Raw genomic sequence first — 24,331 nt, forward strand, 5'->3', positions numbered from 1 at the left:
GTATTCCTTTGTTATTAAGCCAGCACGCCGGTTTGGCGCATTGCCTGGCGCAGCGGTTCCTGGAAGCTCTGACTGAGCCAGGTCAACGGCAGACGGATGCCGTTACCCATCAGGCCCATCTCGTGCAATGCCCATTTGACCGGAATCGGATTGGCTTCCAGAAACAGCGCGCGATGCAGCGGCATCAGGCGCTCATTGATGGCGCGAGCAGTGGTGGCATCACCGGCCATCGCAGCGGCGCAGAGATCGCTCATGGCACGCGGCGCGACGTTTGCGGTCACGGAGATATTGCCCTTGCCGCCCATCAGCATCAGCTCGACGGCAGAGGGATCGTCACCCGAGTACACGAGAAAGTCCTTGCTGACGCGATCCAGCACTTCTTGGCCGCGCTTGAGGTCACCCGTGGCCTCCTTGATACCAATGATGTTGGATATCTTGGACAGACGCTCCACGGTATCCGGCAACATGTCGCAAACGGTACGACCGGGCACGTTGTAGAGAATCTGCGGAATCGCCACGGCTTCGGCGATGTGCTTGAAATGCAGGTACAGGCCTTCCTGGGTCGGCTTGTTGTAGTAGGGCGTCACCAGCAGGCAGGCATCGGCGCCGGCAGCCTTAGCGTTCTCGGTCAGCTCTACTGCTTCGCTGGTGGAGTTGGCGCCCGTTCCGGCGATTACCGGAATGCGGCCATTGACCTGGTCGACGACACGCCGGATGACTTCGATGTGCTCGGCGACGCTGAGCGTAGCCGACTCGCCGGTGGTCCCGACAGCAACGATTGCATTGGTGCCTTCCTGCAAATGGAAGTCCACCAGTTTGCTCAGGCTGTCCCAGTCCAGACCGCCTTGCGCATCCATGGGCGTGACCAGCGCCACCATACTGCCCGCAATCATGCAACCACTCCTGCCGGATTCGAAAAAGAGGCGTAATGGTACAAGGCTCCCCGGCGCTTTGCGAGTAGCCTGAACGCTGGTCTGACACAGTGGCAGGGCTCCGCCGCCGCCGGCGACCGCATGGCGTTACGCATTCCCTCCGAAGGCGCTTTTCGCTACCCTTAGCCGTTTTCGGCTTGGCTGGCCGACCGATTCACCACCGCCAGGAACGCTGCATGTCCACCCCCCCTCTACCTCGCGAACAATTTCTCGTCATCAGCGCCCTCGGCGCCAACCCCATGGAGCTGACCAATGTGCTCTGCCGAGCCGCCAACGAGAACCGCTGCGCGGTGGTCAGTACCCGGTTGACGCGCCATGGTGCCTGCAGTGCACTGGTCCTCGAAGTCGCGGGCAGCTGGGATGCCTTGGCCCGCATGGAAGCCGGATTGCCGGGCCTGTCGAAAAAGCATGCGTTCACGTCCAATGTGGTCCGCAGCGAGGCGCTGGAAAGCCGCCCTCAAGCCCTGCCTTATGTAGCCTACGTGAGCGCGGCCTATCGTCCGGACATCCTCAACGAACTTTGCCAGTTCTTCATCGATCATCGCGTCGAACTGGAAAGCCTGACCTGTGACACCTACCAGGCCCCGCAGACCGGCGGCACCATGCTCAACGCCACCTTGACGGTGACGCTGCCCGCCGGCACCCAGATCAGCTGGCTGCGCGACCAGTTTCTAGACTTCGCCGATGCGCTCAATCTCGACGCACTGATCGAGCCGTGGCGCCCGCAGAATCCGTAAGGTCCAGTACAGGAGTCAACATGGCCGTCGAAATCGATCGTCCCGTTCCGCACTTCCAGGCGCAGGCAACCAGCAGCCAGATCGTCAGCCCCGAAACATTCGCCGGCAAGCAGGTCGTGCTGTACTTTTACCCAAAGGACAACACCCCGGGCTGCACGACCGAAGGTCAGGGGTTTCGCGACCATCACCAGGCCTTCCTGGCAGCCGACACCCTGGTTTTCGGGGTATCGCGCGACAGCCTGAAAACCCATGAGAATTTCCGCGCCAAGCAGGGCTTCCCATTCGAGCTGATCAGCGACAAGGACGAGCAGCTCTGCCAGCTGTTCGACGTCATCAAGCTGAAGAAACTCTATGGAAAGGAGTACCTAGGCGTCGACCGGAGCACCTTCCTTATTGACCGCAACGGGGTCTTGCGCCGCGAATGGCGCAGCGTGAAGGTTCCAGGTCACGTGGAGGCGGTGCTGGAGGCCGCTCAGTCACTTAATCAAGGTTGATGCAACGGCGGCGGCCCGCAGCCGCCGCGTCGCTCATTCGCCCGTTTCGACCACGACCGCCGCAGCCTCGCGTGGCCAGGCATACAGAACGGCCTTGAACAGGGTGGCCAGCGGGATCGCGAAGAATACCCCCCAGAAACCCCAGAGCCCACCGAACAGCAATACGGCGCAGATGATCGCCACCGGGTGCAGGTTCACCGCCTCGGAGAACAGCAGGGGTACCAGCACGTTGCCATCCAGCGTCTGGATGATCGCGTAAGCCACCATCAGGTAGAAGAACTGGTCTCCCAGCCCCCACTGGAATATCCCGATCAGTGCGATCGGAATGGTTACGACCGTCGCGCCGATATAGGGCACCACGACCGAGACGCCGACCAGCATCGCCATCAGCGCGGCATAGTTGAGCCCCAGAGCCGCGAAGACCGCATACGACACCACGGCACAGATCAGGATCTCGATGGCCTTGCCCCGAATGTAATTGGCGATCTGCAGGTTCATCTCCTGGGAGACCTGAGTGATCAAACCACGCTCGCGCGGCAGGTAGCCCTTGATCCAGTCGCTGATCTGCTCGCGATCCTTGAGAAAGAAGAACACCAGGATCGGCACCAGCACCAGATAGATCATCAGCCCGATCAGCAACGGCAGGCTCGACAACGACGACGTCAGCACCAGCTGGCCGTAGCGGCCGATCTCGCCACGCATGAAGTCGATACCACGCAGCACCTGCTCTTCGGTGATCAACTGCGGATAGCGCTCCGGCAGCAGCAACAGCAGCGTCTGCCACTCCACCAGCATGCGTGGCAGCTCGTTGAAAAGCGTCAGCACCTGCTGCCAGAGCAGCGGCACGATAAACAGCATGCAAACCACCAGCACGCCGATGAACATCAGAAACACCAGCCATACCGCGAGAAGATGCGGCACCCGCCGACGCTCCATGGCGCCCACCAACCCCTGCATCAGGAACGCCAGTACCAAACCGGCCAACACTGGCGCCAACATCTTGCCAAGCGTCAGAACAACCGCGAATGCAAGAAACAGCAGCACCGCGAGGACGATCGCTTCCTCGTGCGAAAAGTAACGCTGCATCCAGCCACGAAAAACCTTGAGCATGTGAACCCCCGTACCGGACGTCAGGCCTTGCGCAGCCAGTAGCGATACAGGTCACCCTCGACCTCTTCGTGGACGAGGGTATGCCCGGCCAACCTGGCGAAACTGCGGAAATCACGCTGCGAGCCCGGATCGCTCGCCGTAACCTTTAGGACGGCGCCACTTGCCAGGCGATTGAGTTCCAGCTTGGCCTTGAGCAGGGGCATCGGGCAATCAAGCCCGACGGCATCGAGTTCGGCGTCGAAGGCAATTGCCTGCGAGGGTGCATCAGACATCATGAGCCTCCATGGAAAAGCCCGGCAGCATACCTAGCCCAGCAGGGCTCTGGCCAGCCGGCCAAGGTCAAGGCTACAGTAGCTGCTCTGATTTCTAAGAGCCCGCCTGGATGAAACTGCTGCGCCCTGCCTTCCTCACGCTCGCCTGCTTGTTCGCCCAGCCAAGCCTGTCCAATGAGCTGCCTTCGCTGGGTGATGCAAGCTCGGGCATCGTCTCCCCGGAACAGGAACACCTGCTCGGACGAGCCTGGCTCAGCCTGCTGCGTGGCCAGGTCAAGCAGCTTTCCGATCCCCAACTCAAGGACTACGTGGAAAGCAGCGTGTACCGCCTGGCTGAAACCAGTCAGCTGCAGGATCGGCGCCTCGAATTCGTCCTGCTCGATAGCCCTCAGCTCAACGCCTTTGCGGCACCGGGCGGCATTATCGGCGTCAATGGCGGGCTGTTTATCCATGCACAAACCGAAGCCGAGTATGCGTCGGTGATGGCGCACGAACTGGCCCACCTTTCACAGCGGCATTTCGCTCGCGGCCTGGAAGCCCAGCAGCGCATGCAGCTGCCGATGATGGCCGCCATGCTCGCTGGCGTCGTGGCGGCTGCAGCCGGTGCCGGCGATGCGGGCATTGCCGCGATCGTCTCCACACAGGCCGCGGCCATCCAGGCACAGCGCCGCTTCTCCCGACAGAACGAGCAGGAGGCCGATCGCATTGGCATCGTCAACCTCGAACGCGCCGGCTACGATCCACGCGCCATGCCCTCGATGTTCGGCCGGCTGATGCGCCAGTATCGCTATGACCAGAAGCCGCCGGAGTTCCTTCTGACCCACCCGGTCAGCGAATCGCGCATCGCCGACACCACTAACCGAGCCGAGCAATACGCACAAGGCGGCACCCAGGACAGCCTGCGCTACCAGTTGATGCGGGCGCGCACGCAACTCAAGTTCGAAAGCACGCCCGGTGTCGGAGCCAAACGTTTCCGTGCGATGCTCGATGAGAATCCGAAGATGGACGCGGCCCGCTACGGGCTGGCCCTGGCACAGATGAAGGCCGGACAGCTCGCCGATGCGGCGAACAGCCTGGCGCCGCTACTGGCCAAGGCACCGGACGACCTCACCTACAATCTCGCACAGGTCGAACTCGACATCACCGCCAATCGCCTGCAGCACGCTCAGACCCGTCTGCAGCGCCTGCTCCAGCTGTATCCGGGTAACTACCCGGTGCGCCAGATGCACATCGATCTATTGATGGAACGGGGCGAGACACAACAAGCCGAGCGCGAACTGGACAAACTGGCAGAGCAGCGCCACCGGGACCCGGATATCTGGTACCAAGTCGCCGAGGTCCGCGGACTGAGCGGTAACATCGTCGGCCTGCATCAGGCGCGCGCCGAATACTTCGCACTGGTCGGCGATTACGACCAGGCAATCGAGCAGCTCGATCTTGCCAAGCGCCGAGCCAGCAATTTCCAGATTGGCGCGCGAATCGACGCCAGGCAGAAGCAGCTGATCGAAGAGAAGCGCATGGTCGAGGACATGCTGCGCTGATCAGCGCAGCGCCGTCATCCACGCACATTGCACCAACGAAAAGGCCACGCTCGACGAAGCGTGGCCTTGGTTCACCGCAGAATGTGGACTCAGGCGTTACCGGCCTGCTTCAACCGTGCCGCCTGGGTGAAATCGAGCATTCGCTTGAGCGGCTTAACCGCCCGAGGAATCAGTGCCGGGTCGACAAAGATTTCGTTGCTTCCGGTACGCAGGCACTCCAGGGTGCGCTCTAGGGTATTCATCGCCATCCACGGGCAATGCGCACAGCTGCGACAGGTCGCGCCCTGCCCCGCCGTCGGCGCCTCGATGAAGATCTTCTCCGGACACAGCTGCTGCATCTTGTAGAAGATCCCGCGGTCGGTTGCCACGATCAGGGTCTGCTGCGGCAGGGTCTGCGCGGCCTTGATCAGCTGGCTGGTGGAACCCACTGCGTCGGCCAGCTCGACAACCGCTTGCGGCGACTCCGGATGGACCAGAATTGCCGCATCCGGGTACAGCGCCTTCATGTCGGCCAGCTGCTTGGCCTTGAATTCCTCATGCACGATGCAGGCGCCATCCCAGAGCAGGATATCCGCACCGGTTTCGCGCTGGACGTAATTGCCCAAATGCTTGTCCGGCGCCCAGATGATTTTCTCGCCGTTATCCATCAGGCTCTCGACGATCTCCAACGCGCAACTGGATGTCACCACCCAGTCGGCACGTGCTTTCACCGCTGCAGAGGTATTGGCATACACCACCACCGTACGGTCGGGATGCTGGTCGCAGAACGCGGAAAACTCTTCGACCGGACAACCCAGATCGAGCGAACAAGTCGCCTCGAGAGTAGGCATCAGCACGCGCTTTTCCGGATTGAGGATCTTCGCCGTTTCACCCATGAACTTGACGCCGGCCACCACGACCGTCTGCGCCGGGTGTTCATTGCCGAAACGTGCCATTTCCAGCGAATCGGAAACGCAACCGCCGGTCTCCTCGGCCAGCGCCTGGATCACTGGATCGGTGTAGTAATGCGCCACCAGCACCGCATTCTGGCGCTTCAACTCGGCAGCGATCTCGCTGCGCAACATAGCCTCCTGCTCAGGCGTAAGCGGCTGGGGTTGCTTGGCCGCCAGGTGTGCCTGCACGAGGATGCGTTCGGGTATCTGCGTCATGGTTGCGGGTCCTGCCAACACGGGATTGCACGAAGCGCCAGGTAGCACGGCGACATCGGTAAAGTCGGGCTTGTCGATAAGACGGGAGGAGCAGGATTCGGGCGACGCTCCTGCCATTCGACGGGGCAGGAATACTAGCCGATGCATTGGCAAAAGGGAAAGCACCGGGCGCGGAGGTGATTTTCGCAGCCGCAAACGAAAACCGCCGGCTGTGCGCCGGCGGTTGCTTTGGATCACTCACCCTTGAGCATGTGACCGCGTTCTTCCAGATTGATGTGCCACTGCATGGCCTCGCGCAGCAGGTGCGGGGTCTGGCCACCTTTCTGGCAGGCATCCTCGAAGTACTTGTTCAGCACATCGCGGTAGGACGGATGCACACAGTTATCGATGATCACACGGGCACGCTCGCGCGGTGCCAGGCCACGCAGGTCAGCCAGGCCCTGCTCGGTTACCAGGATCTCGACGTCGTGTTCAGTGTGATCGACGTGAGCGACCATCGGTACGACGCTAGAGATGTTGCCGCCCTTGGCGATCGACTTGGTCACGAAGATAGCCAGGTGAGCGTTGCGCGCGAAGTCGCCCGAGCCACCGATGCCATTCATCATCTTGGTGCCGCCCACATGGGTGGAGTTGACGTTACCGTAGATGTCGAACTCCAGCGCAGTATTGATGCCGATGATGCCGAGGCGGCGCACCAGTTCCGGATGGTTGGAGATTTCCTGCGGACGCAGCACCAGCTTGTCCTTGTACTTTTCCAGGTTGCCGAACACGCGATCGTTGCAACGCTCGGAAAGCGTGATGGAGCAACCGGAAGCAAAGGTCATCTTGCCGGCGTCGATCAGCTCGAACGTGCAGTCCTGCAGTACTTCGGAGTACATCACCAGGTCTTCGAACGGCGAGTCGATCAGACCGCACATAACGGCGTTGGCGATGTTGCCGATACCGACCTGCATCGGGCCGAGATTTTTTGCCATGCGACCGGCAGCCACTTCGGTCTTGAAGAACTCGACCAGGTGATTGGCGATGGCCTGGGTTTCTTCGTCCGGCGGCGTGACGGTCGAGTAGGAGTCAGGTTGATTGGTGATCACGATTGCGGCGATCTTGGCCGGATCGACCGGGATGGCTGCGCTGCCGAGACGGTCATCGACCTTGGTCAACGGGATCGGGCCACGGTTCGGACGCTCACCCGGGAAGTAAATATCGTGCAGGCCTTCCAGGTTCAGGTTGTGCGCCAGGTTCAGCTCGATGATCACCTGATCAGCGAACATGGCCAGGTTGGCCGAGTTGCCCACGGAGGTGGTCGGCACGATGTGGCCCTGCTCGGTGATGCACAGCGCTTCGACGATGGTGACGTCGGGACGCTTAATCTGATGGTTGCGCATCTGCTCCACGGTGTGCGACAGGTGCTGGTCGATGAACATGACCTCACCTGCGTTGATCGCCTTGCGCAGTACCGGGTCGGCCTGGAACGGCATGCGGCGGGCCAGCAGGCCGGCAGAAGCCATCTTGCCATCGAGATCGTTACCCAGGCTGGCACCGGTGACCAGGCTGATCTGCAGCTTCTCGTCCTTGGCACGGTCAATCAACGCAAGAGGTACGGCCTTGGCTTCGCCGGCACGGGTGAAGCCGCTCATGCCAACGGTCATGCCGTCGCGAATAAGGGAAGCGGCCTCGTGGGCGCTCATGACCTTGTTCTGCAGAGAGGACAAGCGGATGCGATCAGAATACATTTGAGCCTCGAACCAACGGACAAATCAGGGGGGCCGCAGTCTATTACGTTTAAAAACGCTTGAGCCATCTACTAAGGTCGTAGAGAAAAACGCTGTTTATGGACAGATGTATGACTCAAGCGAAGCGGCAAAAACTGCGGATATAAAAAAGCCGGATGACCTGACGGCCTCCGGCTTTTCATGCTCCAAGGGAGCGATATGGTGGGTCGTGTAGGATTCGAACCTACGACCAATTGGTTAAAAGCCAACTGCTCTACCAACTGAGCTAACGACCCGATGCGGTGCGCATGATACTGATTTGATTGATGAAAACAAACTTTTTTTTTAAAAAAGTTTCACCCGTAGCAGTCGCGTGAGCGAACGCCCTACCGGAAACCCAGCTTCAGAAATAGCGCGTCGGATCTGTCAGCCCGGCTTCGGCAAAACCAGCCGACCGCAATCTGCAGCTGTCGCACTTGCCGCAGGCGCGACCGTCTTCATCCGCCTGATAGCAGGAGACCGTCATCGCATAGTCGACGCCCAACCGGCTTCCCTCCTGGACGATCTGCGCCTTGCTGAGATTCTGCAGCGGCGCCTGAATGCGGAACCCCTGCCCTTCGACGCCGGCCTTGGTGGCAAGATTGGCCATCCGCTCGAAGGCGGAGACGAATTCCGGGCGGCAATCGGGGTAACCGGAATAGTCCACCGCATTGACGCCAATGAAGATGTCGCGAGCCTCCAGCACTTCGGCCCAGCCAAGCGCCAGCGACAGGAAGACGGTATTGCGCGCCGGTACGTAGGTCACGGGAATTCCCTCACCGGGCACTTCCGGCACATCGATGCTGGCGTCGGTCAATGCCGAGCCGCCGATGCCGTTGAGGTTCAGCCCGATGACCTTGTGCTCGATAACTCCCAGCTGCTTCGCGACTCGCTCGGCCGCCTGCAGCTCCGCCCGATGGCGCTGGCCGTAATCGAAACTCATGGTGTAACAGGCATAGCCCTGGGCACGCGCCATAGCCACGACGGTCGCCGAATCAAGCCCACCGGACAGCAGGATGACTGCTTTCTTCTCGTTCATTTCCGCGTTTTACCTTCAAAACGATTGATGGGCGCCATGCTCAATGGCCAGGCGCATCGTTCCAGATGATCTTGTGCAACTGCAGCTGCAGTCGCACCGGCAGATTGTCCGCGACGATCCAGTCCGCCAGTGCGCGCACATCGACCTGACCATGGCTTGGCGAGAACAGGACCTCACCGGCCCGGCGCTCCAACCCGAACTCGATCAACTTCGATACGGCCCAATCGTAGTCCTCACGGGAACAGATGACGAATTTGACCTGATCGTTACGGGTGAGGTGCGCGATGTTCTCGTAGCGGTTGCGTCCAACTTCCGCGGAGCCTGGTGTTTTCAGGTCAACCACTCGACTGACCCGCACATCCACTGCGGAGATATCCAGCGCACCACTGGTTTCCAATGACACGTCATAACCGGCATCGCAAAGCCGCTGCAGCAGTGGCACGCAGTTGGGCTGAGCCAGCGGCTCGCCACCGGTTACGCAAACGTAACGTGGATTGTAGGAGGCGACACGCTCGACGATTGCATCGAGGGTCATGAGCTCTCCGCCACTGAACGCATAGGCGGTATCGCAGTACTGACAGCGCAGGGGACAGCCGGTCAGGCGAACGAACACCGTGGGCAGGCCACTGGTGCGCGTCTCCCCCTGCAGCGAGTAGAAAATCTCGGTAATTCGCAGGGTCATATCAGCCACGGGCGTGACGGCTAAACAGGCCATCCGCCTCCGTTGCGGGAAATAGGGGCGGCGATTCTAACGAAAAAACCCGCACTATGGGCGGGTTTTGTTCGTCAACGCAGGCAGGATCAGCGATTAAGCTGGCGCTGAGCCAATTGTGCGGCGGAGGTATTCGGGTACTGGGAGATAACCTGGCGCAGAATGCCCTGAGCCTTGTCGCGGTTGCCCAGTCGAATTTCGACATCGGCCAGCTTGTAGAGCGAGTCCGGCACCTTGCTGTGCTGCGGATACGCCTGGCTGACGCGGGCGAAAGCCTGACCAGCGCCCTGCAGATCGCCCTTGGCCAGATTGACTTCACCCAGCCAGTACTGCGCATTGCCAGCGTACTGACTCTCCGGATACTTGCGAAGGAATGCAGCAAAGGCCAGGCTGGCCTTGTCGAAATCCTTCGCCTTGATCAGGTCGAATGCGGCGTCGTAATACAGCTTCTCCTGTGCCGGGTCACCCGAAGCGCCCTGCGACTGCCCGGTTGAGGCGGCAGAGGCACCGGTATTTGCCGCAGCAGCAGGCTCGCGCGACGGGGCCGACTGGCTAGCCGACGCTGCGGGCCCGCTGGACAGACGCCGATCCAAATCTTGATAGCGTTCCAGCCCCTCTTGTTGCAGGCGCTGGATCTGATTCTGTTGTTCCTCGAGCATGCCGCGCAATTGCGCGATCTCTTCCTGCATCTGCTGCAACTGCATGAAGAGCATGCCCTGCGCCGAAGATGGAGCAGCAGCTCCACCTCCGGCATAGGCACCGCCACCACTCGGCGCGGCTGTGGAATAACCGGAGCCGCCACTGGCGGCACCCTGTTCGTAATCCACAACCGGCACTTGAGCCACCGCCATCAGCGGCAGGCCGAGCACTGTAAAAGTCAGAGCGTGGCGGTACTTGCGCATGACGAATTACTTACGCAGTTCGACGCGACGGTTCTGAGCCCAGGACTGCTCGTCGTTGCCCATGGCAACCGGACGCTCTTCACCGTAGGAAACCAGTTCCAGCTGAGCCGGGGAAACGCCCTGCAGAACCAAGTAGCGCTGAACGGCCTTGGAACGACGCTCGCCCAGAGCCATGTTGTACTCACGGGTACCACGCTCGTCGGTGTGGCCTTCCAGAACGACGCGAGCGCCGTTGCCTTTCAGGTCCTTGGCGTGAACGTCCAGAGCGCGCATGGCTTCCGGCTTCAGGTCGGAGCTGTCGTACTCGAAGTAGAAGGTGGTGATGGCGCGCAGAGCGGCTTCTTCGCTCATGCTGCCGTCAACGGCACCGGAGTCAGCGCCGTAACCGGCATTCGGATCGATCGCGCCCGAACCTTCGCCAGAATCGTCGCCGCCCTTGGAGGAACAACCGACAGCAACAGCCATGGCCAGAGCCAGAGCGGTGAACTTACCGAATTTCAGCATTTCCATTTGTAACAACCCCAGGTGTGTTTTGGTTAAAAGCGTTGATACCGCATCAGTTCAGGTAAGGGGACCAGGACGGCTCACGGACTTCGCCCTGAGCAGTAGGAAGCGGGAGCCTAACGCGTCCATTGATGGACACGAGCATCAAGACTCCCCGGCCCTGCTGGCGGGTGGCGTAGATTAGCATGGTGCCATTAGGCGCAACAGTGGGCGACTCATCCAGACTGGTGTCCGAGAGTATGCGCAGATTGCCGCGCTGCAGGTCCTGCGCAGCGACCTTGAAATTGGTGTAACCGTCCTGGCGATGGATCATGACCAGCGTTTTCTCGTCAGCCGACAATTTCGGATTGGCGTTGTAGTTGCCAACAAACGTCACGCGCTCGGCCGAATTGCTACCCAACCGTTGCTTGTAGACTTGCGGCTTTCCGGCGCGATCGGACGTGAAGTAAATGGTCTGACCGTCAGCTCCCCAGAACGGTTCGGTGTCGATCGCATAATGATTGGTCAGGCGCTGCAGTTGGCGGGAGCCCAGATCCATCACATAAACTTCGGGATTGCCGTCTTTCGAGAGCACGAACGCCAGACGGTTGCCGTCCGGAGAGAACGCAGGCGCGCCATTCAGGCCTTCGAAGTTGGTGATCTGCTCGCGCCGACCGGTATCGATGTGCTGCACGAAAATACGCGGGCGCTTCTGCTCGAAGGACACATAAGCGATACGACGACCGTCCGGGGAATAACGCGGCGAAAGAATCGGCTCGCGCGATTGCAGCAGCGTCACCGCTCGCGCGCCGTCGTAGTCGGAGCGCTGCAAGGTATAGCGAGTGTTCGCCCCGCCCAGCCTCTCGACCGTCACATACAACAGGCGAGTGGAAAACGCGCCCTTGATGCCGGTCAGCTTCTCGAAGGCCTGATCCGCAGCGTGATGCGCCATGTCGCGCAGCTGGTCGGTGGCACCACCAACCGTCCCGCTCATGACCTGCTGCTCGGTGGCTACGTTGAACACTTCGTAGCGAACCTGCAAACGCCCACCCGCCGGCTCGATGTTGCCGACCATCACGTATTGCGCCCCAAGCGCTTTCCAGTCGCGATAGATGATCTCGCTACCGCGACTCGGCATGCTGATCATGTTCTGCCGCGGTATCGGCTGGAAGGTGCCGGAGTTACGCAGGTCGTTGCCGATGATCTCGGCCATGTCTTCCGGCAAGACGGTTCCACCTTGCCAGCCGAACGGAACCACGGCGATCGGAATCGCCCGATCGGCACCACTGGTCACGACGATGTTTTTCTCCTGCGCCACTGCCATGCCTGCCAGGCAGCACAACAGGACAAGTAGACCTCGTAGGGAGTTGATCACAACGCAAGATCCTCAGGCGTGAATGTCATTTTGAATGATCGGTAGGGTTGGAATTCCTGCGGGCTGAGCCCTTGCATCTCAGTCAACCTGCCGATGTTCTTCACCGCGGCGACCGCGGAGTTGTCAAACGGTACGTCCCCGCTCGAGCGCGAAACACTGACGTTAGTGATGGTGCCATCGGGCAGCATGTTGACCTGCAGCTGAACAGTCATGTTGTTGCGTGCCGACGGCGGACGGGTCCAACCTTCGGCTGCGCGCAACCGAATCAGGTCATCGAAGTTGCCTGCGACCTGATCGCCTTGCGTATCGGCCAATGCCTGCTGGCGCTCGGTAGTATCCGACAGCAGCTCGGCAAGCGCCTGCGCCTTCTTGTCTTCTGCAGCCTTGCGCGCCGCCTCGGCCGCAGCCTTTTTCTTCGCCTCTTCCGCGGCTTTCTTCTTGGCCGCCTCGGCTGCTGCCTTCTTCTTGGCCTCTTCCGCCGCCTTCTTCTTCGCTTCTTCGGCAGCCTTTCTCTTCGCCTCTTCAGCGGCTTTTTTCTTGGCAGCCTCCTCGGCAGCCTTTTTCTTGGCAATCTCGGCCTGCTTTTGCTGCTCGGCTTTCTTGGCCGCTTCGGCCTTCTTCGCCGCAGCCGCCTTTTCGGCCGCTGCTTTCGCCGCCTGGGCCTTTCGAGCCTCCTCGGCCTTCTTTTGTTCCGCAGCGCGAGCGGCCGCCTGCTTTTCCTGCTCGACCTTGCGCTGTTCCATCTGCTCGGTTTCGAACTGCTTGGCAGCCGTCTTCTTCGCTTCGCCAGCAATCTTCTGGTTGGTCTGCGTGGTCGCCTGGCTCTGGGACTTCAGCTGATAAAGCGTTGCCTGCACGATCGGCTTGGATGGCGGCAGCTCGGGCGTCATGGAAAAGCTGACGAACAGCATGCCGAAGATGATGACGTGCAGGCCGACCGCAAGCACGGTCGGCCAGAAGTAGCTCTGCGAGGACGAAGAGTCGCGCTGCTGCATCAAGGTGCCTCGGTGATCAGGCCGACGTTACCCACGCCGGCCTCCTGCAAACCACCCATGGCAGCCATCACCGCACCGTAATCGACGGCGCGGTCTCCACGAATGAACACCTGGGTATCCGGACGCTGACGCATGATCGCCACAACCGCGCGAGTCATGTCTTCCAGCGCAACCGCTTCGCTACCCTTGCTCTCGGTATCGACTTCGCTGCCGACGTTCCAGTAATAGGTCTTGTCGGCCTTGATGGAGATGGTCAACACCTGCTTGTCGTTGTCCTGCGGCAAGGCCTCGCTGCTGACCTTGGGCAGATCGACCTTGACGCCCTGGTTGAGCATTGGCGCCGTCACCATGAAGATGACCAGCAGCACCAGCATCACGTCGATGTAGGGCACCACGTTCATCTCGGCGACGGGCTTGCGTCTGTTGCGGATTCTGGCCATGGCCGTGGGCCTCAGTCTTCGGTGGTGTGAACTTTGCGATGCAGGATGGCCTGGAACTCATCGGCGAAGGTGTAGTAACGACCGATGAGCATCTCGCCACGAGCCGAGAAGCGGTTGTAGGCAATGACCGCCGGAATCGCAGCGAACAGACCGATTGCCGTGGCGATCAGGGCTTCGGCGATACCGGGCGCGACAGTGGCCAGCGTCGCCTGCTGCACCTGAGCCAATCCACGGAAGGAATTCATGATGCCCCAAACGGTACCGAACAGACCGATGTAGGGGCTGGTGGAGCCGACAGTGGCAAGGAACGGCAGGCTCTGTTCGAGTTTTTCCTCTTCGCGGGAAATGGCGACACGCATGGCGCGGTTGACACCATCCATCACGGCATCCGGATCTACGCCCTGCTGCTGGCGCAGGCGCGAGAACTCCTTGAAACCGGCACGAAAGATCTGCTCGACACCCGAATCCGGGTCAGGATTGCTGCCAGCCTGGCGATACAGCTTGGACAGGTCGATGCCCGACCAAAAGCGCTCTTCGAAGGCGTCCAGCGATCGCTTCGCAGCGCGCAGCATGTTGCCGCGCTGGAAAATCAGGATCCATGAGGTCACCGAAGCGGCCACCAGAATCAGCATGACCAGCTGGACCACGAAGCTGGCATTGCTGATCAGGCTCCACATGGACATATGATCGACGTTGGCTTCCACGCTTACTCTCCTGCAGGGGATAGACCCGAGCCGGCGAAGGCAGCACGAAGCGCTTCGGGGATGGCTCGGGGTTTCAAACTTTCGGCACGTACACAGGCCACCAGGACCTGCCCTTCACACAGCAGAACATCATCGACCGCACGCCGGACCTGCTGACGGAAACGCATGCTGGCACGGTTAAGCTCGACCACCTCAGCGCTCACCAGCAGCTCGTCATCCAGGCGCGCCGGCGCTCGATAACGCGCCTCGACAGAATGCACGACGAACAGCAAGTCCTCACCGACAAGCTGCGACTGGGCGAATCCCAGGCTGCGCAACCGCTCGGTACGAGCTCGCTCCATGAATTTGAGGTAGTTGACGTAATAGACGATACCGCCCGCATCGGTGTCCTCGTAATAGACTCGACAGCGGTGGGTGAAGATTTCAGCTCCGGCTTGCGCGCGCATACTAGTGCTCGGCCCTGTAAATGCCAATCGGGTAACAGAACAATATTTTCTTCAAACCATGTCGCCGTCGAACAAGTCCGGCGTCGGCGTCTCATTCATGCGTTTGGGCAGATTGAGGCCGAAGTGCAGGTAGGCATGGCGTGTCACTACGCGACCGCGCGGGGTGCGCATGATGTAGCCCTGCTGGATCAGGTACGGCTCGAGCACATCCTCGATGGTGTGTCGCTCCTCGCTGATTGCCGCAGCAAGGCTGTCGATGCCCACCGGACCGCCGTCGAACTTCTCGATCAACGTCAGCAACAGGCGCCGGTCCTGATGATCGAACCCGCGCTCGTCGACATCCAGCATGTTCAGCGCCAGGTCGGCGATCTGCCGTGTGATCTCGCCCTTGCCGCGCACCTGGGCGAAGTCGCGGACACGGCGTAGCAGGCGATTGGCGATCCGTGGCGTGCCGCGCGCACGACGGGCGATTTCGAAAGCGCCCTCCGGCTCGGTAGGCAGGCCGAGGATACCGGCCGACCGGCTGACGATCGTCGCCAGATCCTCGGTGGAGTAGAACTCCAGGCGCTGGACGATACCGAAGCGGTCGCGCAGTGGGTTGGTCAGCATGCCGGCACGGGTCGTGGCGCCGACCAGGGTGAAGGGCGGCAGATCGAGCTTGATCGAACGCGCCGCCGGGCCCTCGCCGATCATGATGTCGAGCTGAAAGTCTTCCATCGCCGGGTACAGCACCTCTTCGACGATCGGCGAGAGGCGATGGATCTCGTCGACGAACAGCACGTCACCGGCTTCCAGGTTCGTCAGCAAAGCGGCCAGGTCGCCCGGCCGCTCGAGGACAGGACCAGAAGTACTCTTGATCGACACGCCCATTTCTTCGGCAATGATGTTCGCCAGGGTGGTCTTGCCCAACCCGGGCGGACCGAAGATCAGAGTATGGTCGAGCGCCTCCTGGCGCCCTTTCGCGGCGCGGATGAATAGATCCATCTGCTCGCGCACGACCGGCTGGCCGATGTATTCCGCCAGCCGCAGGGGGCGAATGGCGCGATCCAGCTGCTCATCACGCTCGCGACTGCTGGCCGTGACGATACGATCCGCTTCGATCATGATTTACACCATCCCCTTGAGGGCGCGGCGGATCATTTCTTCACTGCTCAAATTCTCTTCCTGTATGGCGGCCACTGCCCGGCTGGCCTCCTGAGGCTTGAAGCCGAGGGAGATCAAAGCGCTGACCGCATCATTCTCGGCGCTTGAGACTGCCGTTTTGCTGCCAGGTTCAACTACAAACGGGGCAATCGCCGGCATGCTTTCCCAGGCCTTGAAGCGGTCCTTCAGTTCGACCAGCAGTCGCTCGGCGGTCTTCTTGCCTACGCCGGGAATGCGCACCAGCACCGAGGTATCCTGCGCCTGGACGCAACGCACCAGCTCGTCGACTTCCAACCCCGACATCAACGCCAACGCCAACTTGGGTCCGACCCCGTTCAAACGGATCAGCTCGCGGAACAGCTCACGCTCGCGCTTCTCGGCGAACCCGTAAAGCAGCTGCGCATCCTCGCGCACCACCAGATGGGTGTGCAGGGTCAATGGCTCGCCGACCGCCGGCAGGCGATACAGAGTGGTCATCGGGACTTCGACTTCATAGCCGATGCCGTTGACGTCGAGAATCATGTGGGGCGGTTGCTTCTCCGCCAAGGTGCCGCGCAATCGTCCGATCAAACTCGTTTCCTCCACGACTTCGGCGAGTGCCGAAGCCATCGAATTATTCCCGCCAGCAAAATACGGCTACAGCCGCAGCCGCCCGCCTCGCCGCTTGGCACCGATCAACCCGTGCGGGACCAGGCTTTGCCGGTGGTGCGCATGGCACAGGGCAATGGCCAAGGCGTCCGACGCATCGATCTGCGGCTTTTCCAGCAGCTTGAGCAGGTGCATGACCATCATCTGCACCTGCTGTTTGTCCGCGCCGCCAGTGCCGGCGATGGCCTGTTTGACCTGCGTCGCAGTGTACTCGGCGATCTGCAGGCCCGCCTCGGCTCCCGCAACGATGGCAGCACCCCGGGCCTGACCCAGTTTGAGCGCCGAATCGGCATTACGGGCCATGAACACCTGCTCGATGCCCATGGTCACCGGCCCATAGGTACGAATCACCTCGCTCACCCCACTAAACACCGCACGCAAGCGCTCAGATAGCTCTCCACTACCCGTTCGAATGCAGCCCGAGGCGACGTACTCGCAACCGCGGCCGGTGTCGCGCACGACGCCGTAACCGGTAATCCGAGAGCCGGGATCGATACCCAAAATCAGCGTCATGCCCTTGGCCGTGCTGTCTATTTATCCAGTGGCGAGTATACGGAGGCACCTGCCGCGACGCCACCGGCGGCGTCACATCCAGATGCTCGACCGGCATTGCCCCGGGCCATAAAAAAACCGGAAGCGCGGCTGCGACCTCCGGTTTTCTTTCGCCGACGCGACTCAGCCCAACTGCTGCATGATCTCGTCAGAAATTTCGGCGTTGTGATAAACGTTCTGCACGTCATCCAGATCTTCCAGCGCATCGATCAGGCGCAGAACCTTCTGCGCGGTCTCGACATCGGTGATCGGCGCCGTGATCGACGGGATCATCGCCACCTCCGCCTCGTCACCCTTGAAGCCGGCCTCGGTCAGTGCCTCGTTGACCGAGAGAAAGTCGGAAAAGCTGGTATAGACCTCGACCGAGCCGTCTTCCTGAGCGACCACGTCGTCGGCACCGGCTTCCAGCGCCGCTTCCATCAGCGCGTCCTCGTCGACACCCGGCGCATAGCTGATCTGTCCCTTTCGATCGAACATGTAGGCCACCGAACCGTCAGTACCGAGGTTGCCACCGTTCTTGCTAAAGGCATGGCGCACTTCGGCAGCGGTGCGGTTGCGGTTGTCGGTCATGGCCTCGATGATGATTGCCACACCACTCGGCGCGTATCCCTCGTAGCTCAGCTCGGTCATGTTGTCGGCTTCGTTCGAGCCGGCACCGCGAGCGATTGCGCGGTCGATGACGTCGCGCGACATGTTGGCCGTCAGCGCCTTGTCCACAGCCAGGCGCAGGCGCGGATTATCCGCCGGCACACCGCCGCCGTGCTTGGCCGCCACGGTCAGTTCGCGGATCAGCTTGGTGAAGATCTTGCCCCGCTTGGCGTCCTGGCGCTCTTTGCGGTGCTTGATATTGGCCCATTTGGAATGACCAGCCATAACTCACTCCATTCTTCGACTGAATCAGAAATCCGATAGCCATCACGCCCGCCGCTGTATCGCTGGCCGGGAACGGCTATCGCCGTAACGTCTGCACGGCCGGAGCCGCAAGACGAAGAAGCCTGGCATGACCAGGCTTCGGGTAGCGCTTATTCCGCCTTTGGCTGCTCGCGCAGACGGATGTGCAGGTCGCGCAATGCCTTGTTGTCCACCGCACCCGGCGCCTGGGTCATGACGTCCGCAGCACTCTGGGTTTTCGGGAAGGCGATGACTTCGCGAATCGACTGCGCGCCGGTCATCAGCATGACCAGACGATCCAGGCCGAAGGCCAGACCGCCATGCGGCGGCGCACCGAACTTCAGCGCATCGAGAAGGAAGCCGAACTTCTCTTCCTGCTCGGCCTCGTCGATGCCAAGAATGCGGAATACCGCCTGCTGCATTTCCTTGCGGTGGATACGGATCGAGCCGCCGCCCAGCTCGGTACCGTTGAGCACCATGTCGTAGGCGCGCGACAGCGCAGCGCTGGGGTTAGCTTCTAACTCCTGCGGCGAGCACTTCGGCGCCGTGAACGGATGATGCAATGCAGACAGCGAGCCGTCGTCGTTTTCCTCGAACATCGGGAAGTCGACCACCCACAGCGGCGCCCAGTCGCAGGTCAGCAGCTTGAGGTCATGGCCGAGCTTGATGCGCAGCGCGCCCAGCGCCTCGGAGACGACCTTGGCCTTGTCGGCACCAAAGAAGACGATATCGCCATCGACCGCGCCGACGCGATCGAGGATCACGTTGAGGTTGTCTTCCGGGATGAACTTGACGATCGGCGACTGCAGGCCCTCGACGCCCTTGGCGCGCTCATTGACCTTGATGTAGGCCAGGCCCTTGGCACCGTAGATGCCGACGAACTTGGTGTAGTCGTCGATCTGGCTGCGCGGCATGCTTGCGGCACCCGGCACCCGAAGGGCGGCCACGCGACCTTTCGGATCATTGGCCGGACCGGAGAATACCTTGAACTCGACTGCACTGAGCTGATCGGCAACATCCACCAGCTCGAGCGGGATGCGCAGGTCCGGCTTGTCCGAGCCATAGCGGCGCATGGCCTCTTCGAACGGCATGTGCGGGAATTCGCCGAATTCCAGATCCAGCACTTCCTTGAACAGCTTGCGGATCATCCCTTCGGTGATACCGATGATGTCCGCCTCGTCGAGGAAGCTGGTCTCGATATCGATCTGGGTGAACTCGGGCTGACGATCGGCACGCAGATCTTCGTCGCGGAAACACTTGGCGATCTGATAGTAGCGATCGAAGCCGGCCACCATGAGCAGCTGCTTGAACAGCTGCGGCGATTGCGGCAGGGCGAAGAAGTTGCCGGCGTGGGTACGGCTCGGCACCAGATAGTCGCGAGCACCCTCGGGCGTCGGGCGACCGAGGATCGGCGTTTCGACATCGAGGAAGCCGTTCTCGTCCAGGTAGCGACGGATGCTGGCGGTGATGCGCGAGCGCAGCTTCAGCTTCTCGGCCATCTCCGGGCGACGCAGGTCAATGAAGCGGTAGCGCAGGCGAGTTTCTTCACCGACATCGCTGTACTCGTTGAGCGGGAACGGCGGAGTCTCCGCATCGTTCAGCACTTCCAGCTCGTAACCCAACACCTCGATGGCGCCGGAAGCGATGTTCGGGTTCACCGCACCGGCCGGACGCAAGCGCACCTTGCCGGTCACCTTGATCACGTACTCGCTGCGCACGCGGTCAGCCGCGGCGAAGGTCTCGGCGCGATCCGGATCGAAGACCACCTGGGCCAGACCCTCACGATCGCGAACGTCGAGGAAGATCACCCCGCCATGGTCACGACGGCGATGTACCCAGCCGCAAAGAGTGATTTCCTGACCGTCCAGGCTTTCGTTCAACTGGCCGCAATAGTGACTGCGCATCATGGTGGAGTTCGCTTCTCGTATCTTGAATTCGATGGGGCGCCAGAGCTGGGACCGGCTAATGGCGCCGTCACTGCTCTGCGCAAGCGGCTGTACCGTATGCGATACCGCCTAGGGCGCCAGGCGCTGCAGCACATGCTGATGCTGCCAGGCACAAGCGCGGGATTATATCGACATAATCACCGCGGCGCAGCCGTTGCCCTCACCGGCAGCCCATCAGGCCGGTCACGGAACCCAGAATCGGTCGACGCCTTCCAACCATGAGCATCGGACCAGAAACCTATCGCTTCACAACAGCGCGTCGTTTTCTGGCATAACTAAGGCCTGAACCATCCACCAGGAGAAACACATGGAAATCAACATTGGCATCGCCGAACAGGATCGTGCAGCTATCGCCGAAGGGCTGTCCCGCCTGCTTGCCGACACTTACACGCTTTACCTGAAGACCCACAACTTTCACTGGAACGTGACGGGGCCGATGTTCAACACGCTTCATACCATGTTCGAGACCCAGTACACCGAACTGGCTGTCGCGGTCGACGATATCGCCGAGCGCATCCGCACCCTCGGCTTTCCGGCGCCCGGCACCTATGCCGCCTACGCCCGCCTGAGCTCGATCAAGGAAGAGGAAGGCGTTCCGTCGGCCGAGGAAATGATCAAACTGCTGGTTGAAGGCCAGGAAGCGGTAGTCCGCACCGCTCGAGGCATTTTCCCGCTGCTGGACAAGGTCAATGACGAGCCCACCGCGGACCTGCTGACCCAGCGCATGCAAAGCCACGAAAAGACGGCCTGGATGCTGCGCAGCCTCCTGTCGGCATAATTTTTCACGACAGGGCACCTGCGTGCCCTGTCCCCACATCCGACATGCGCTCTCTATGCGACGCAGCCCCGCGCCGCACGCTCATTTGAGCCCCCTTCGCCTTTGCTGTTAAATACGCCGCGCTGCAAGCCAGCCCGCGCGGTTCCTCCAGAGCAGTTCAGCCTTGAGCGAACAACGTTTACCACGAGCATCCTGGCCTGCGGCTTCTTCCTGTCGTGTTATTAACCGTGAGCCATACCAAGAATGCTTAAGATCGTTCATGTCCTGGCGGGCGTCATTGCCCTGCTTTTGTCATTTGTACCCAGTCTACGCGGCGGAATGCCGCTTCTCCTGCAGCCCGAAGCCTTGTGCCTGCTGATGCTCGGCCTGCTGAACGCGCAGTTCGCTCCTTCTGCCAAACTGGACGACAGCCGAACCCGCCCGGTCATCATCGCCACATCGACACTCCTACTGGTCGCCATTGCCCTGCAAGCAACCATCCTGCTCGCCCCCTTGCAGCAGATCGCAGGCCAGCCGGCCACCCTGGCCAGCCTCTTGCTCGCCCTGATTGCCGTCCTGCTCTACCTTGCCACGCCTCAGGAACGCGGGACGAAAGCAAAACCCGCGCACCAGAAAGCGAGCCCCCTGCCGGCAGTCGGGCGCGAATCGGGCACCGTGAAGTGGTTCAACACATCGAAGGGATTCGGCTTTATTTCCCGGGATAGCGGTGACGACGTATTCGTACACTTTCGCGCAATTCGCGGCGAGGGCCACCGCATTCTCGTGGAAGGTCAGCGCGTGGAATTCACCATCATGATGCGTGACAAGGGCCTGCAGGCCGAGGATGTCGTCACCGTAGATTCGGCCCGCTGAGACGGTCCAGCCGCGAGCGAGACCAGCCAATCTCGCTCGCAATAATTAATAGTGAGGCGGCGGCGCCTCATCTTCGCCGGCATCCAGCGAGCTCTGCATCTCCTCCTGCCGTCTCGCCAGCGCACCCAACTGAAGTTGCAGACGTTCCACCAGCCGCTGCTGCTCGACCAGCACATCGTTGAGCGTCTGAATGGTGTCATCCTGAAAGGCCAACCGCGCCTCCAGGTCTGTTACACGAGACTCCAGATCCATCATCATTCCTCGAAACGAAAATCGCCGGTAAGTACCAACCGCAGCTTTTCCTTGATCGCCGCTACCTGACCCTCGGTATAGTGCTGCGCCGGCTGCTTGCCCCAAACAGGCGCCGGCCAGGCCGCATCGTCCCGACGCCTGGCGATGACGTGCATATGTAGTTGTGCAACTACATTACCGAGCGCGGCGACATTCATTTTGTCCGCACCGAAGGTATCCTTGACGGTTTCGGCCAGCGCAGTGGTTTCTCGCCACAGCGCCTGCTGGTCGACCGGATCGAGCTGAAACAACTCGCTTATCTCCTCGCGCCGCGGAACCAGAATGAACCACAAATAATGAGCATCGTTCATCAACAGCAGCCGGCACAGCGGAAAGTCCCCGAGCGGCAGGGTGTCCTGCTCCAAACGTGAATCGAGAACGAACATGACACTCCCCTTCGACCTGATTGTGAAGCAGTGCGGGACTGCACTACCCGAACACTCAGAAGCATACTCCAGACAGGAAAGCTAACAACCCTGACCTGTCTGCGCGAAGATGGGGCCGCACCATCAGAACGCGCCCCCTGAAGGTGCAACAGCGCTTAACTGGATGCCATGAAGCGTCGCAAAAGCCTCGAAAATGCATTTGGGTGCGCTTTTTGCAGAAGAGCAGGTAGCAGGCGCTGCAAGGGCTTCAAAACGCCGCAATAGGCGTCACACAGCTTGCTCTAGCGCTGCACTAGGGCTACACAGTACATTCTCTGGATGGCTTTTCGCGAACAGCGGCCATAACTGGCTAAAGCCTGATGCGGGACTAAGAAGTTGCACCCTTTCCGCTCACCGCGGACGGGCAAGCACCAAATTCAAACCAAAGGAGCAATCACAATGAAAGTGATGAAGTGGAGCGTAATCGCCCTGGCCGTAGCGGCGGGCACCTCCCAGATGGCATTGGCCAGCCAGCAATCGGAGTCCAAGGGGTTCGTGGAAGACGCGAGCTTGGACCTGTTGCTGCGCAATACCTACTACAACCGCGATTACAAGGACGGCGCTGACGACGTACGCAGCTGGGGCCAAGGCTTCATCACCACGTTCGAATCCGGCTTCACTCAAGGCACCATCGGCGTCGGCGTAGATGCCTACGGCATTCTCGGCGTGCGCCTGGATGGCGGTCGTGGTTACAACTATGGTGCCATGTTCGAGCGCGACTCCAATGGCGACCCCGAGCGCGACCTGTCGCAAGCCGGCGCAGCCATCAAGTTCCAGGTATCCAATACCGTCCTCAAATACGGCAATCAGATGCCGATGATGCCCGTGCTCGCGTACGACGACTCCCGCCTGCTGCCCGAGTCGTTTACCGGCACGCTGATCACCAGCAACGAAATCGAAGGCTTGGAACTGAACGCCGGCCGCTTCACTGCCGACAGCTCCATGCCTTCGTCGAGCCGCGACGACGTCGGCCTGAAGAGCATCGATGTCTTCGGCGGCAGCTACGCTTTCAATGAAAACCTGAGCGCATCGCTGTATTACGCTGACAACGAAGATGTCGCCAAGAAGAAGTATGCGAACCTCAATTATGTACTGCCGTTCGGTGGTGATCAGTCGCTCGCATTTGATTTCAACATCTACGACAACAAGTACGACAAAGAAACCTTTGGTGAAACCGAAGACACCACTATCTGGAGCCTGTCTGCCAAGTATTCGACCGGCGCACATGCCTTCATCCTGGCGCACCAGCGTGTAACCGGGGACGGCGACTATCGCTACGACATCGGCGATGGCGGCAGCTCCATCTGGGTCGCCAACTCCTACTATTCGGACTTCAACTCCAAGGACGAGCGCTCCTGGCAGGCTAGCTATGAACTGGACTTCGGTGGCTACGGCATTCCGGGTCTGTTCTGGAAAACCGCTTATGTCTATGGCGACAACGTAGATACCGGCACTGGCGAAGGTAAAGAGCGCGAGTTCTTCAACCAGGTCCAGTATGTCGTTCAGAGCGGCCCGGCCAAGGACCTGTCGCTGAAGCTGCGCAATTCGATCTATCGCTCCAACAGCGACATGCGCGACTACTACAGCCCGGACCTGAACGAGATCCGCGCCTTCATCGAATACCCGCTGAGCATCCTGTAACCCAGGCGCGCAGTTCATTCGATGCAAAGGAGCCCGGCGAAAGCCGGGCTCTTCGTTTCCGTCGCCCAAGCGACCGTACCTGTCCT

The 24,331-nt window shown here is 60.7% G+C and carries 27 protein-coding genes and 1 tRNA gene; 6 read left to right on the plus strand and 22 right to left on the minus strand.

What is annotated here, in order from left to right; all coding sequences use genetic code 11:
- Nucleotides 1–14: 14 nt before the first annotated feature.
- The gene (gene dapA, locus OUY36_RS14890; RefSeq protein WP_253750984.1) at nucleotides 15–893 is read right to left on the minus strand and encodes a 4-hydroxy-tetrahydrodipicolinate synthase; all 879 of its coding nucleotides are present in this window, start codon (nucleotides 891–893) and stop codon (nucleotides 15–17) included.
- A 215-nt stretch (nucleotides 894–1,108) separates the two neighbouring features.
- Between dapA and OUY36_RS14895 the strand changes: the two genes are divergently transcribed.
- Both OUY36_RS14895 and OUY36_RS14900 read left to right on the plus strand, forming a co-directional pair.
- On the plus strand, nucleotides 1,109–1,669 hold the full coding sequence (locus OUY36_RS14895) for a glycine cleavage system protein R (RefSeq protein WP_253750980.1): 561 nt from the start codon (nucleotides 1,109–1,111) through the stop codon (nucleotides 1,667–1,669).
- Nucleotides 1,670–1,689: 20 nt separating this feature from the next.
- Entirely contained in the window at nucleotides 1,690–2,163 is a 474-nt protein-coding gene (locus tag OUY36_RS14900; protein ID WP_152481533.1) for a peroxiredoxin, read from the plus strand.
- Nucleotides 2,164–2,196: 33 nt separating this feature from the next.
- On the opposite strand, the gene OUY36_RS14905 is transcribed toward OUY36_RS14900, so the two are convergent.
- Together OUY36_RS14905 and OUY36_RS14910 are read right to left on the minus strand one after the other, a co-directional pair.
- Complete coding sequence (locus OUY36_RS14905) at nucleotides 2,197–3,273, minus strand: AI-2E family transporter (protein WP_102840062.1); 1,077 nt, start codon at nucleotides 3,271–3,273, stop codon at nucleotides 2,197–2,199.
- A gap of 20 nt (nucleotides 3,274–3,293) precedes the next feature.
- Nucleotides 3,294–3,545 (minus strand): sulfurtransferase TusA family protein, encoded by a 252-nt coding sequence (locus OUY36_RS14910; RefSeq protein ID WP_063539771.1) that lies wholly within the window; start codon nucleotides 3,543–3,545, stop codon nucleotides 3,294–3,296.
- A gap of 110 nt (nucleotides 3,546–3,655) precedes the next feature.
- Here OUY36_RS14910 and OUY36_RS14915 point away from each other — a divergent pair, with 110 nt between their 5' ends.
- A complete protein-coding gene (locus OUY36_RS14915) occupies nucleotides 3,656–5,086 on the plus strand; it encodes a M48 family metalloprotease (protein WP_267930840.1) in 1,431 nt (476 codons plus the stop codon).
- Between the two features lie 89 nt (nucleotides 5,087–5,175).
- On the opposite strand, the gene nadA is transcribed toward OUY36_RS14915, so the two are convergent.
- The 17 genes from nadA to aspS all read right to left on the minus strand — a co-directional run bounded on the left by nadA (nucleotide 5,176) and on the right by aspS (nucleotide 20,219).
- Nucleotides 5,176–6,234, minus strand: a complete 1,059-nt coding sequence (gene nadA, locus OUY36_RS14920) for a quinolinate synthase NadA (protein WP_267934872.1) — start codon at nucleotides 6,232–6,234, stop codon at nucleotides 5,176–5,178.
- 233 nt (nucleotides 6,235–6,467) lie between these two features.
- A complete protein-coding gene (locus tag OUY36_RS14925; protein ID WP_063539768.1) occupies nucleotides 6,468–7,964 on the minus strand; it encodes an acetyl-CoA hydrolase/transferase family protein in 1,497 nt (498 codons plus the stop codon).
- A 199-nt stretch (nucleotides 7,965–8,163) separates the two neighbouring features.
- Nucleotides 8,164–8,239 (minus strand) — tRNA-Lys (locus OUY36_RS14930).
- Between the two features lie 107 nt (nucleotides 8,240–8,346).
- A complete protein-coding gene (gene queC / locus OUY36_RS14935; protein ID WP_200595650.1) occupies nucleotides 8,347–9,021 on the minus strand; it encodes a 7-cyano-7-deazaguanine synthase QueC in 675 nt (224 codons plus the stop codon).
- Between the two features lie 40 nt (nucleotides 9,022–9,061).
- Nucleotides 9,062–9,703 (minus strand): 7-carboxy-7-deazaguanine synthase QueE, encoded by a 642-nt coding sequence (queE, locus tag OUY36_RS14940; protein WP_180981634.1) that lies wholly within the window; start codon nucleotides 9,701–9,703, stop codon nucleotides 9,062–9,064.
- A 119-nt stretch (nucleotides 9,704–9,822) separates the two neighbouring features.
- Nucleotides 9,823–10,635 (minus strand): tol-pal system protein YbgF, encoded by an 813-nt coding sequence (ybgF, locus tag OUY36_RS14945; RefSeq protein WP_267934873.1) that lies wholly within the window; start codon nucleotides 10,633–10,635, stop codon nucleotides 9,823–9,825.
- Nucleotides 10,636–10,641: 6 nt separating this feature from the next.
- On the minus strand, nucleotides 10,642–11,145 hold the full coding sequence (gene pal, locus OUY36_RS14950; RefSeq protein WP_003292831.1) for a peptidoglycan-associated lipoprotein Pal: 504 nt from the start codon (nucleotides 11,143–11,145) through the stop codon (nucleotides 10,642–10,644).
- A gap of 46 nt (nucleotides 11,146–11,191) precedes the next feature.
- Nucleotides 11,192–12,493, minus strand: coding sequence for a Tol-Pal system beta propeller repeat protein TolB (tolB, locus tag OUY36_RS14955; RefSeq protein WP_063539765.1), 1,302 nt, complete (start codon nucleotides 12,491–12,493; stop codon nucleotides 11,192–11,194).
- A complete protein-coding gene (gene tolA / locus OUY36_RS14960) occupies nucleotides 12,490–13,488 on the minus strand; it encodes a cell envelope integrity protein TolA (protein ID WP_063539764.1) in 999 nt (332 codons plus the stop codon). Before tolA ends, tolB begins: the two co-directional genes overlap by 4 nt.
- Complete coding sequence (tolR, locus tag OUY36_RS14965; RefSeq protein ID WP_063539763.1) at nucleotides 13,488–13,928, minus strand: protein TolR; 441 nt, start codon at nucleotides 13,926–13,928, stop codon at nucleotides 13,488–13,490. Before tolR ends, tolA begins: the two co-directional genes overlap by 1 nt.
- Nucleotides 13,929–13,939: 11 nt before the next feature.
- Nucleotides 13,940–14,632 carry a protein TolQ gene (gene tolQ / locus OUY36_RS14970; protein ID WP_045632329.1) on the minus strand — a complete coding sequence of 231 codons (693 nt, stop codon included), beginning with the start codon at nucleotides 14,630–14,632 and terminating at the stop codon, nucleotides 13,940–13,942.
- A gap of 2 nt (nucleotides 14,633–14,634) precedes the next feature.
- Complete coding sequence (gene ybgC, locus OUY36_RS14975; RefSeq protein WP_063539762.1) at nucleotides 14,635–15,078, minus strand: tol-pal system-associated acyl-CoA thioesterase; 444 nt, start codon at nucleotides 15,076–15,078, stop codon at nucleotides 14,635–14,637.
- Nucleotides 15,079–15,129: 51 nt separating this feature from the next.
- Nucleotides 15,130–16,182: a Holliday junction branch migration DNA helicase RuvB gene (gene ruvB / locus OUY36_RS14980; protein ID WP_063539761.1), complete on the minus strand. Its 1,053-nt coding sequence runs from the start codon at nucleotides 16,180–16,182 to the stop codon at nucleotides 15,130–15,132.
- A gap of 3 nt (nucleotides 16,183–16,185) precedes the next feature.
- Entirely contained in the window at nucleotides 16,186–16,791 is a 606-nt protein-coding gene (gene ruvA, locus OUY36_RS14985; protein WP_267938187.1) for a Holliday junction branch migration protein RuvA, read from the minus strand.
- Nucleotides 16,792–16,857: 66 nt separating this feature from the next.
- Entirely contained in the window at nucleotides 16,858–17,382 is a 525-nt protein-coding gene (ruvC, locus tag OUY36_RS14990) for a crossover junction endodeoxyribonuclease RuvC (protein ID WP_011913913.1), read from the minus strand.
- 162 nt (nucleotides 17,383–17,544) lie between these two features.
- The gene (locus OUY36_RS14995; protein ID WP_063539759.1) at nucleotides 17,545–18,294 is read right to left on the minus strand and encodes a YebC/PmpR family DNA-binding transcriptional regulator; all 750 of its coding nucleotides are present in this window, start codon (nucleotides 18,292–18,294) and stop codon (nucleotides 17,545–17,547) included.
- Between the two features lie 149 nt (nucleotides 18,295–18,443).
- Nucleotides 18,444–20,219 carry an aspartate--tRNA ligase gene (gene aspS, locus OUY36_RS15000; RefSeq protein WP_102840055.1) on the minus strand — a complete coding sequence of 592 codons (1,776 nt, stop codon included), beginning with the start codon at nucleotides 20,217–20,219 and terminating at the stop codon, nucleotides 18,444–18,446.
- 346 nt (nucleotides 20,220–20,565) lie between these two features.
- Between aspS and OUY36_RS15005 the strand changes: the two genes are divergently transcribed.
- Together OUY36_RS15005 and OUY36_RS22000 are read left to right on the plus strand one after the other, a co-directional pair.
- Nucleotides 20,566–21,036: a Dps family protein gene (locus tag OUY36_RS15005; protein ID WP_011913917.1), complete on the plus strand. Its 471-nt coding sequence runs from the start codon at nucleotides 20,566–20,568 to the stop codon at nucleotides 21,034–21,036.
- A 243-nt stretch (nucleotides 21,037–21,279) separates the two neighbouring features.
- Nucleotides 21,280–21,888 carry a cold-shock protein gene (locus OUY36_RS22000; protein WP_063539757.1) on the plus strand — a complete coding sequence of 203 codons (609 nt, stop codon included), beginning with the start codon at nucleotides 21,280–21,282 and terminating at the stop codon, nucleotides 21,886–21,888.
- Nucleotides 21,889–21,933: 45 nt separating this feature from the next.
- Here OUY36_RS22000 and OUY36_RS15015 read toward each other — a convergent pair whose 3' ends face one another.
- On the minus strand, nucleotides 21,934–22,140 hold the full coding sequence (locus OUY36_RS15015) for a SlyX family protein (protein WP_014597223.1): 207 nt from the start codon (nucleotides 22,138–22,140) through the stop codon (nucleotides 21,934–21,936).
- A 2-nt stretch (nucleotides 22,141–22,142) separates the two neighbouring features.
- Entirely contained in the window at nucleotides 22,143–22,565 is a 423-nt protein-coding gene (locus tag OUY36_RS15020) for an HIT family protein (protein WP_125870069.1), read from the minus strand.
- A 438-nt stretch (nucleotides 22,566–23,003) separates the two neighbouring features.
- Here OUY36_RS15020 and OUY36_RS15025 point away from each other — a divergent pair, with 438 nt between their 5' ends.
- Complete coding sequence (locus tag OUY36_RS15025; protein WP_267934875.1) at nucleotides 23,004–24,245, plus strand: OprD family porin; 1,242 nt, start codon at nucleotides 23,004–23,006, stop codon at nucleotides 24,243–24,245.
- Nucleotides 24,246–24,331: the final 86 nt, after the last annotated feature.

Origin of the sequence: Stutzerimonas sp. R40042 (genome assembly GCF_026642215.1) — a bacterium.
GTDB classification, from domain to species: Bacteria; Pseudomonadota; Gammaproteobacteria; order Pseudomonadales; family Pseudomonadaceae; genus Stutzerimonas; species Stutzerimonas frequens.

Bases quoted from the DNA above. Each gene is read 5' to 3' on its own strand.
- dapA (WP_253750984.1), bottom strand. From the start codon at position 893: ATGATTGCGGGCAGTATGGTGGCGCTGGTCACGCCCATGGATGCGCAA.
- OUY36_RS14895 (WP_253750980.1), top strand. From the start codon at position 1,109: ATGTCCACCCCCCCTCTACCTCGCGAACAATTTCTCGTCATCAGCGCC.
- OUY36_RS14900 (WP_152481533.1), top strand. From the start codon at position 1,690: ATGGCCGTCGAAATCGATCGTCCCGTTCCGCACTTCCAGGCGCAGGCA.
- OUY36_RS14905 (WP_102840062.1), bottom strand. From the start codon at position 3,273: ATGCTCAAGGTTTTTCGTGGCTGGATGCAGCGTTACTTTTCGCACGAG.
- OUY36_RS14910 (WP_063539771.1), bottom strand. From the start codon at position 3,545: ATGTCTGATGCACCCTCGCAGGCAATTGCCTTCGACGCCGAACTCGAT.
- OUY36_RS14915 (WP_267930840.1), top strand. From the start codon at position 3,656: ATGAAACTGCTGCGCCCTGCCTTCCTCACGCTCGCCTGCTTGTTCGCC.
- nadA (WP_267934872.1), bottom strand. From the start codon at position 6,234: ATGACGCAGATACCCGAACGCATCCTCGTGCAGGCACACCTGGCGGCC.
- OUY36_RS14925 (WP_063539768.1), bottom strand. From the start codon at position 7,964: ATGTATTCTGATCGCATCCGCTTGTCCTCTCTGCAGAACAAGGTCATG.
- queC (WP_200595650.1), bottom strand. From the start codon at position 9,021: ATGAACGAGAAGAAAGCAGTCATCCTGCTGTCCGGTGGGCTTGATTCG.
- queE (WP_180981634.1), bottom strand. From the start codon at position 9,703: ATGACCCTGCGAATTACCGAGATTTTCTACTCGCTGCAGGGGGAGACG.
- ybgF (WP_267934873.1), bottom strand. From the start codon at position 10,635: ATGCGCAAGTACCGCCACGCTCTGACTTTTACAGTGCTCGGCCTGCCG.
- pal (WP_003292831.1), bottom strand. From the start codon at position 11,145: ATGGAAATGCTGAAATTCGGTAAGTTCACCGCTCTGGCTCTGGCCATG.
- tolA (WP_063539764.1), bottom strand. From the start codon at position 13,488: ATGCAGCAGCGCGACTCTTCGTCCTCGCAGAGCTACTTCTGGCCGACC.
- tolR (WP_063539763.1), bottom strand. From the start codon at position 13,928: ATGGCCAGAATCCGCAACAGACGCAAGCCCGTCGCCGAGATGAACGTG.
- ybgC (WP_063539762.1), bottom strand. From the start codon at position 15,078: ATGCGCGCGCAAGCCGGAGCTGAAATCTTCACCCACCGCTGTCGAGTC.
- ruvB (WP_063539761.1), bottom strand. From the start codon at position 16,182: ATGATCGAAGCGGATCGTATCGTCACGGCCAGCAGTCGCGAGCGTGAT.
- ruvC (WP_011913913.1), bottom strand. From the start codon at position 17,382: ATGACGCTGATTTTGGGTATCGATCCCGGCTCTCGGATTACCGGTTAC.
- OUY36_RS14995 (WP_063539759.1), bottom strand. From the start codon at position 18,294: ATGGCTGGTCATTCCAAATGGGCCAATATCAAGCACCGCAAAGAGCGC.
- aspS (WP_102840055.1), bottom strand. From the start codon at position 20,219: ATGATGCGCAGTCACTATTGCGGCCAGTTGAACGAAAGCCTGGACGGT.
- OUY36_RS15005 (WP_011913917.1), top strand. From the start codon at position 20,566: ATGGAAATCAACATTGGCATCGCCGAACAGGATCGTGCAGCTATCGCC.
- OUY36_RS22000 (WP_063539757.1), top strand. From the start codon at position 21,280: ATGCTTAAGATCGTTCATGTCCTGGCGGGCGTCATTGCCCTGCTTTTG.
- OUY36_RS15015 (WP_014597223.1), bottom strand. From the start codon at position 22,140: ATGGATCTGGAGTCTCGTGTAACAGACCTGGAGGCGCGGTTGGCCTTT.
- OUY36_RS15020 (WP_125870069.1), bottom strand. From the start codon at position 22,565: ATGTTCGTTCTCGATTCACGTTTGGAGCAGGACACCCTGCCGCTCGGG.
- OUY36_RS15025 (WP_267934875.1), top strand. From the start codon at position 23,004: ATGAAAGTGATGAAGTGGAGCGTAATCGCCCTGGCCGTAGCGGCGGGC.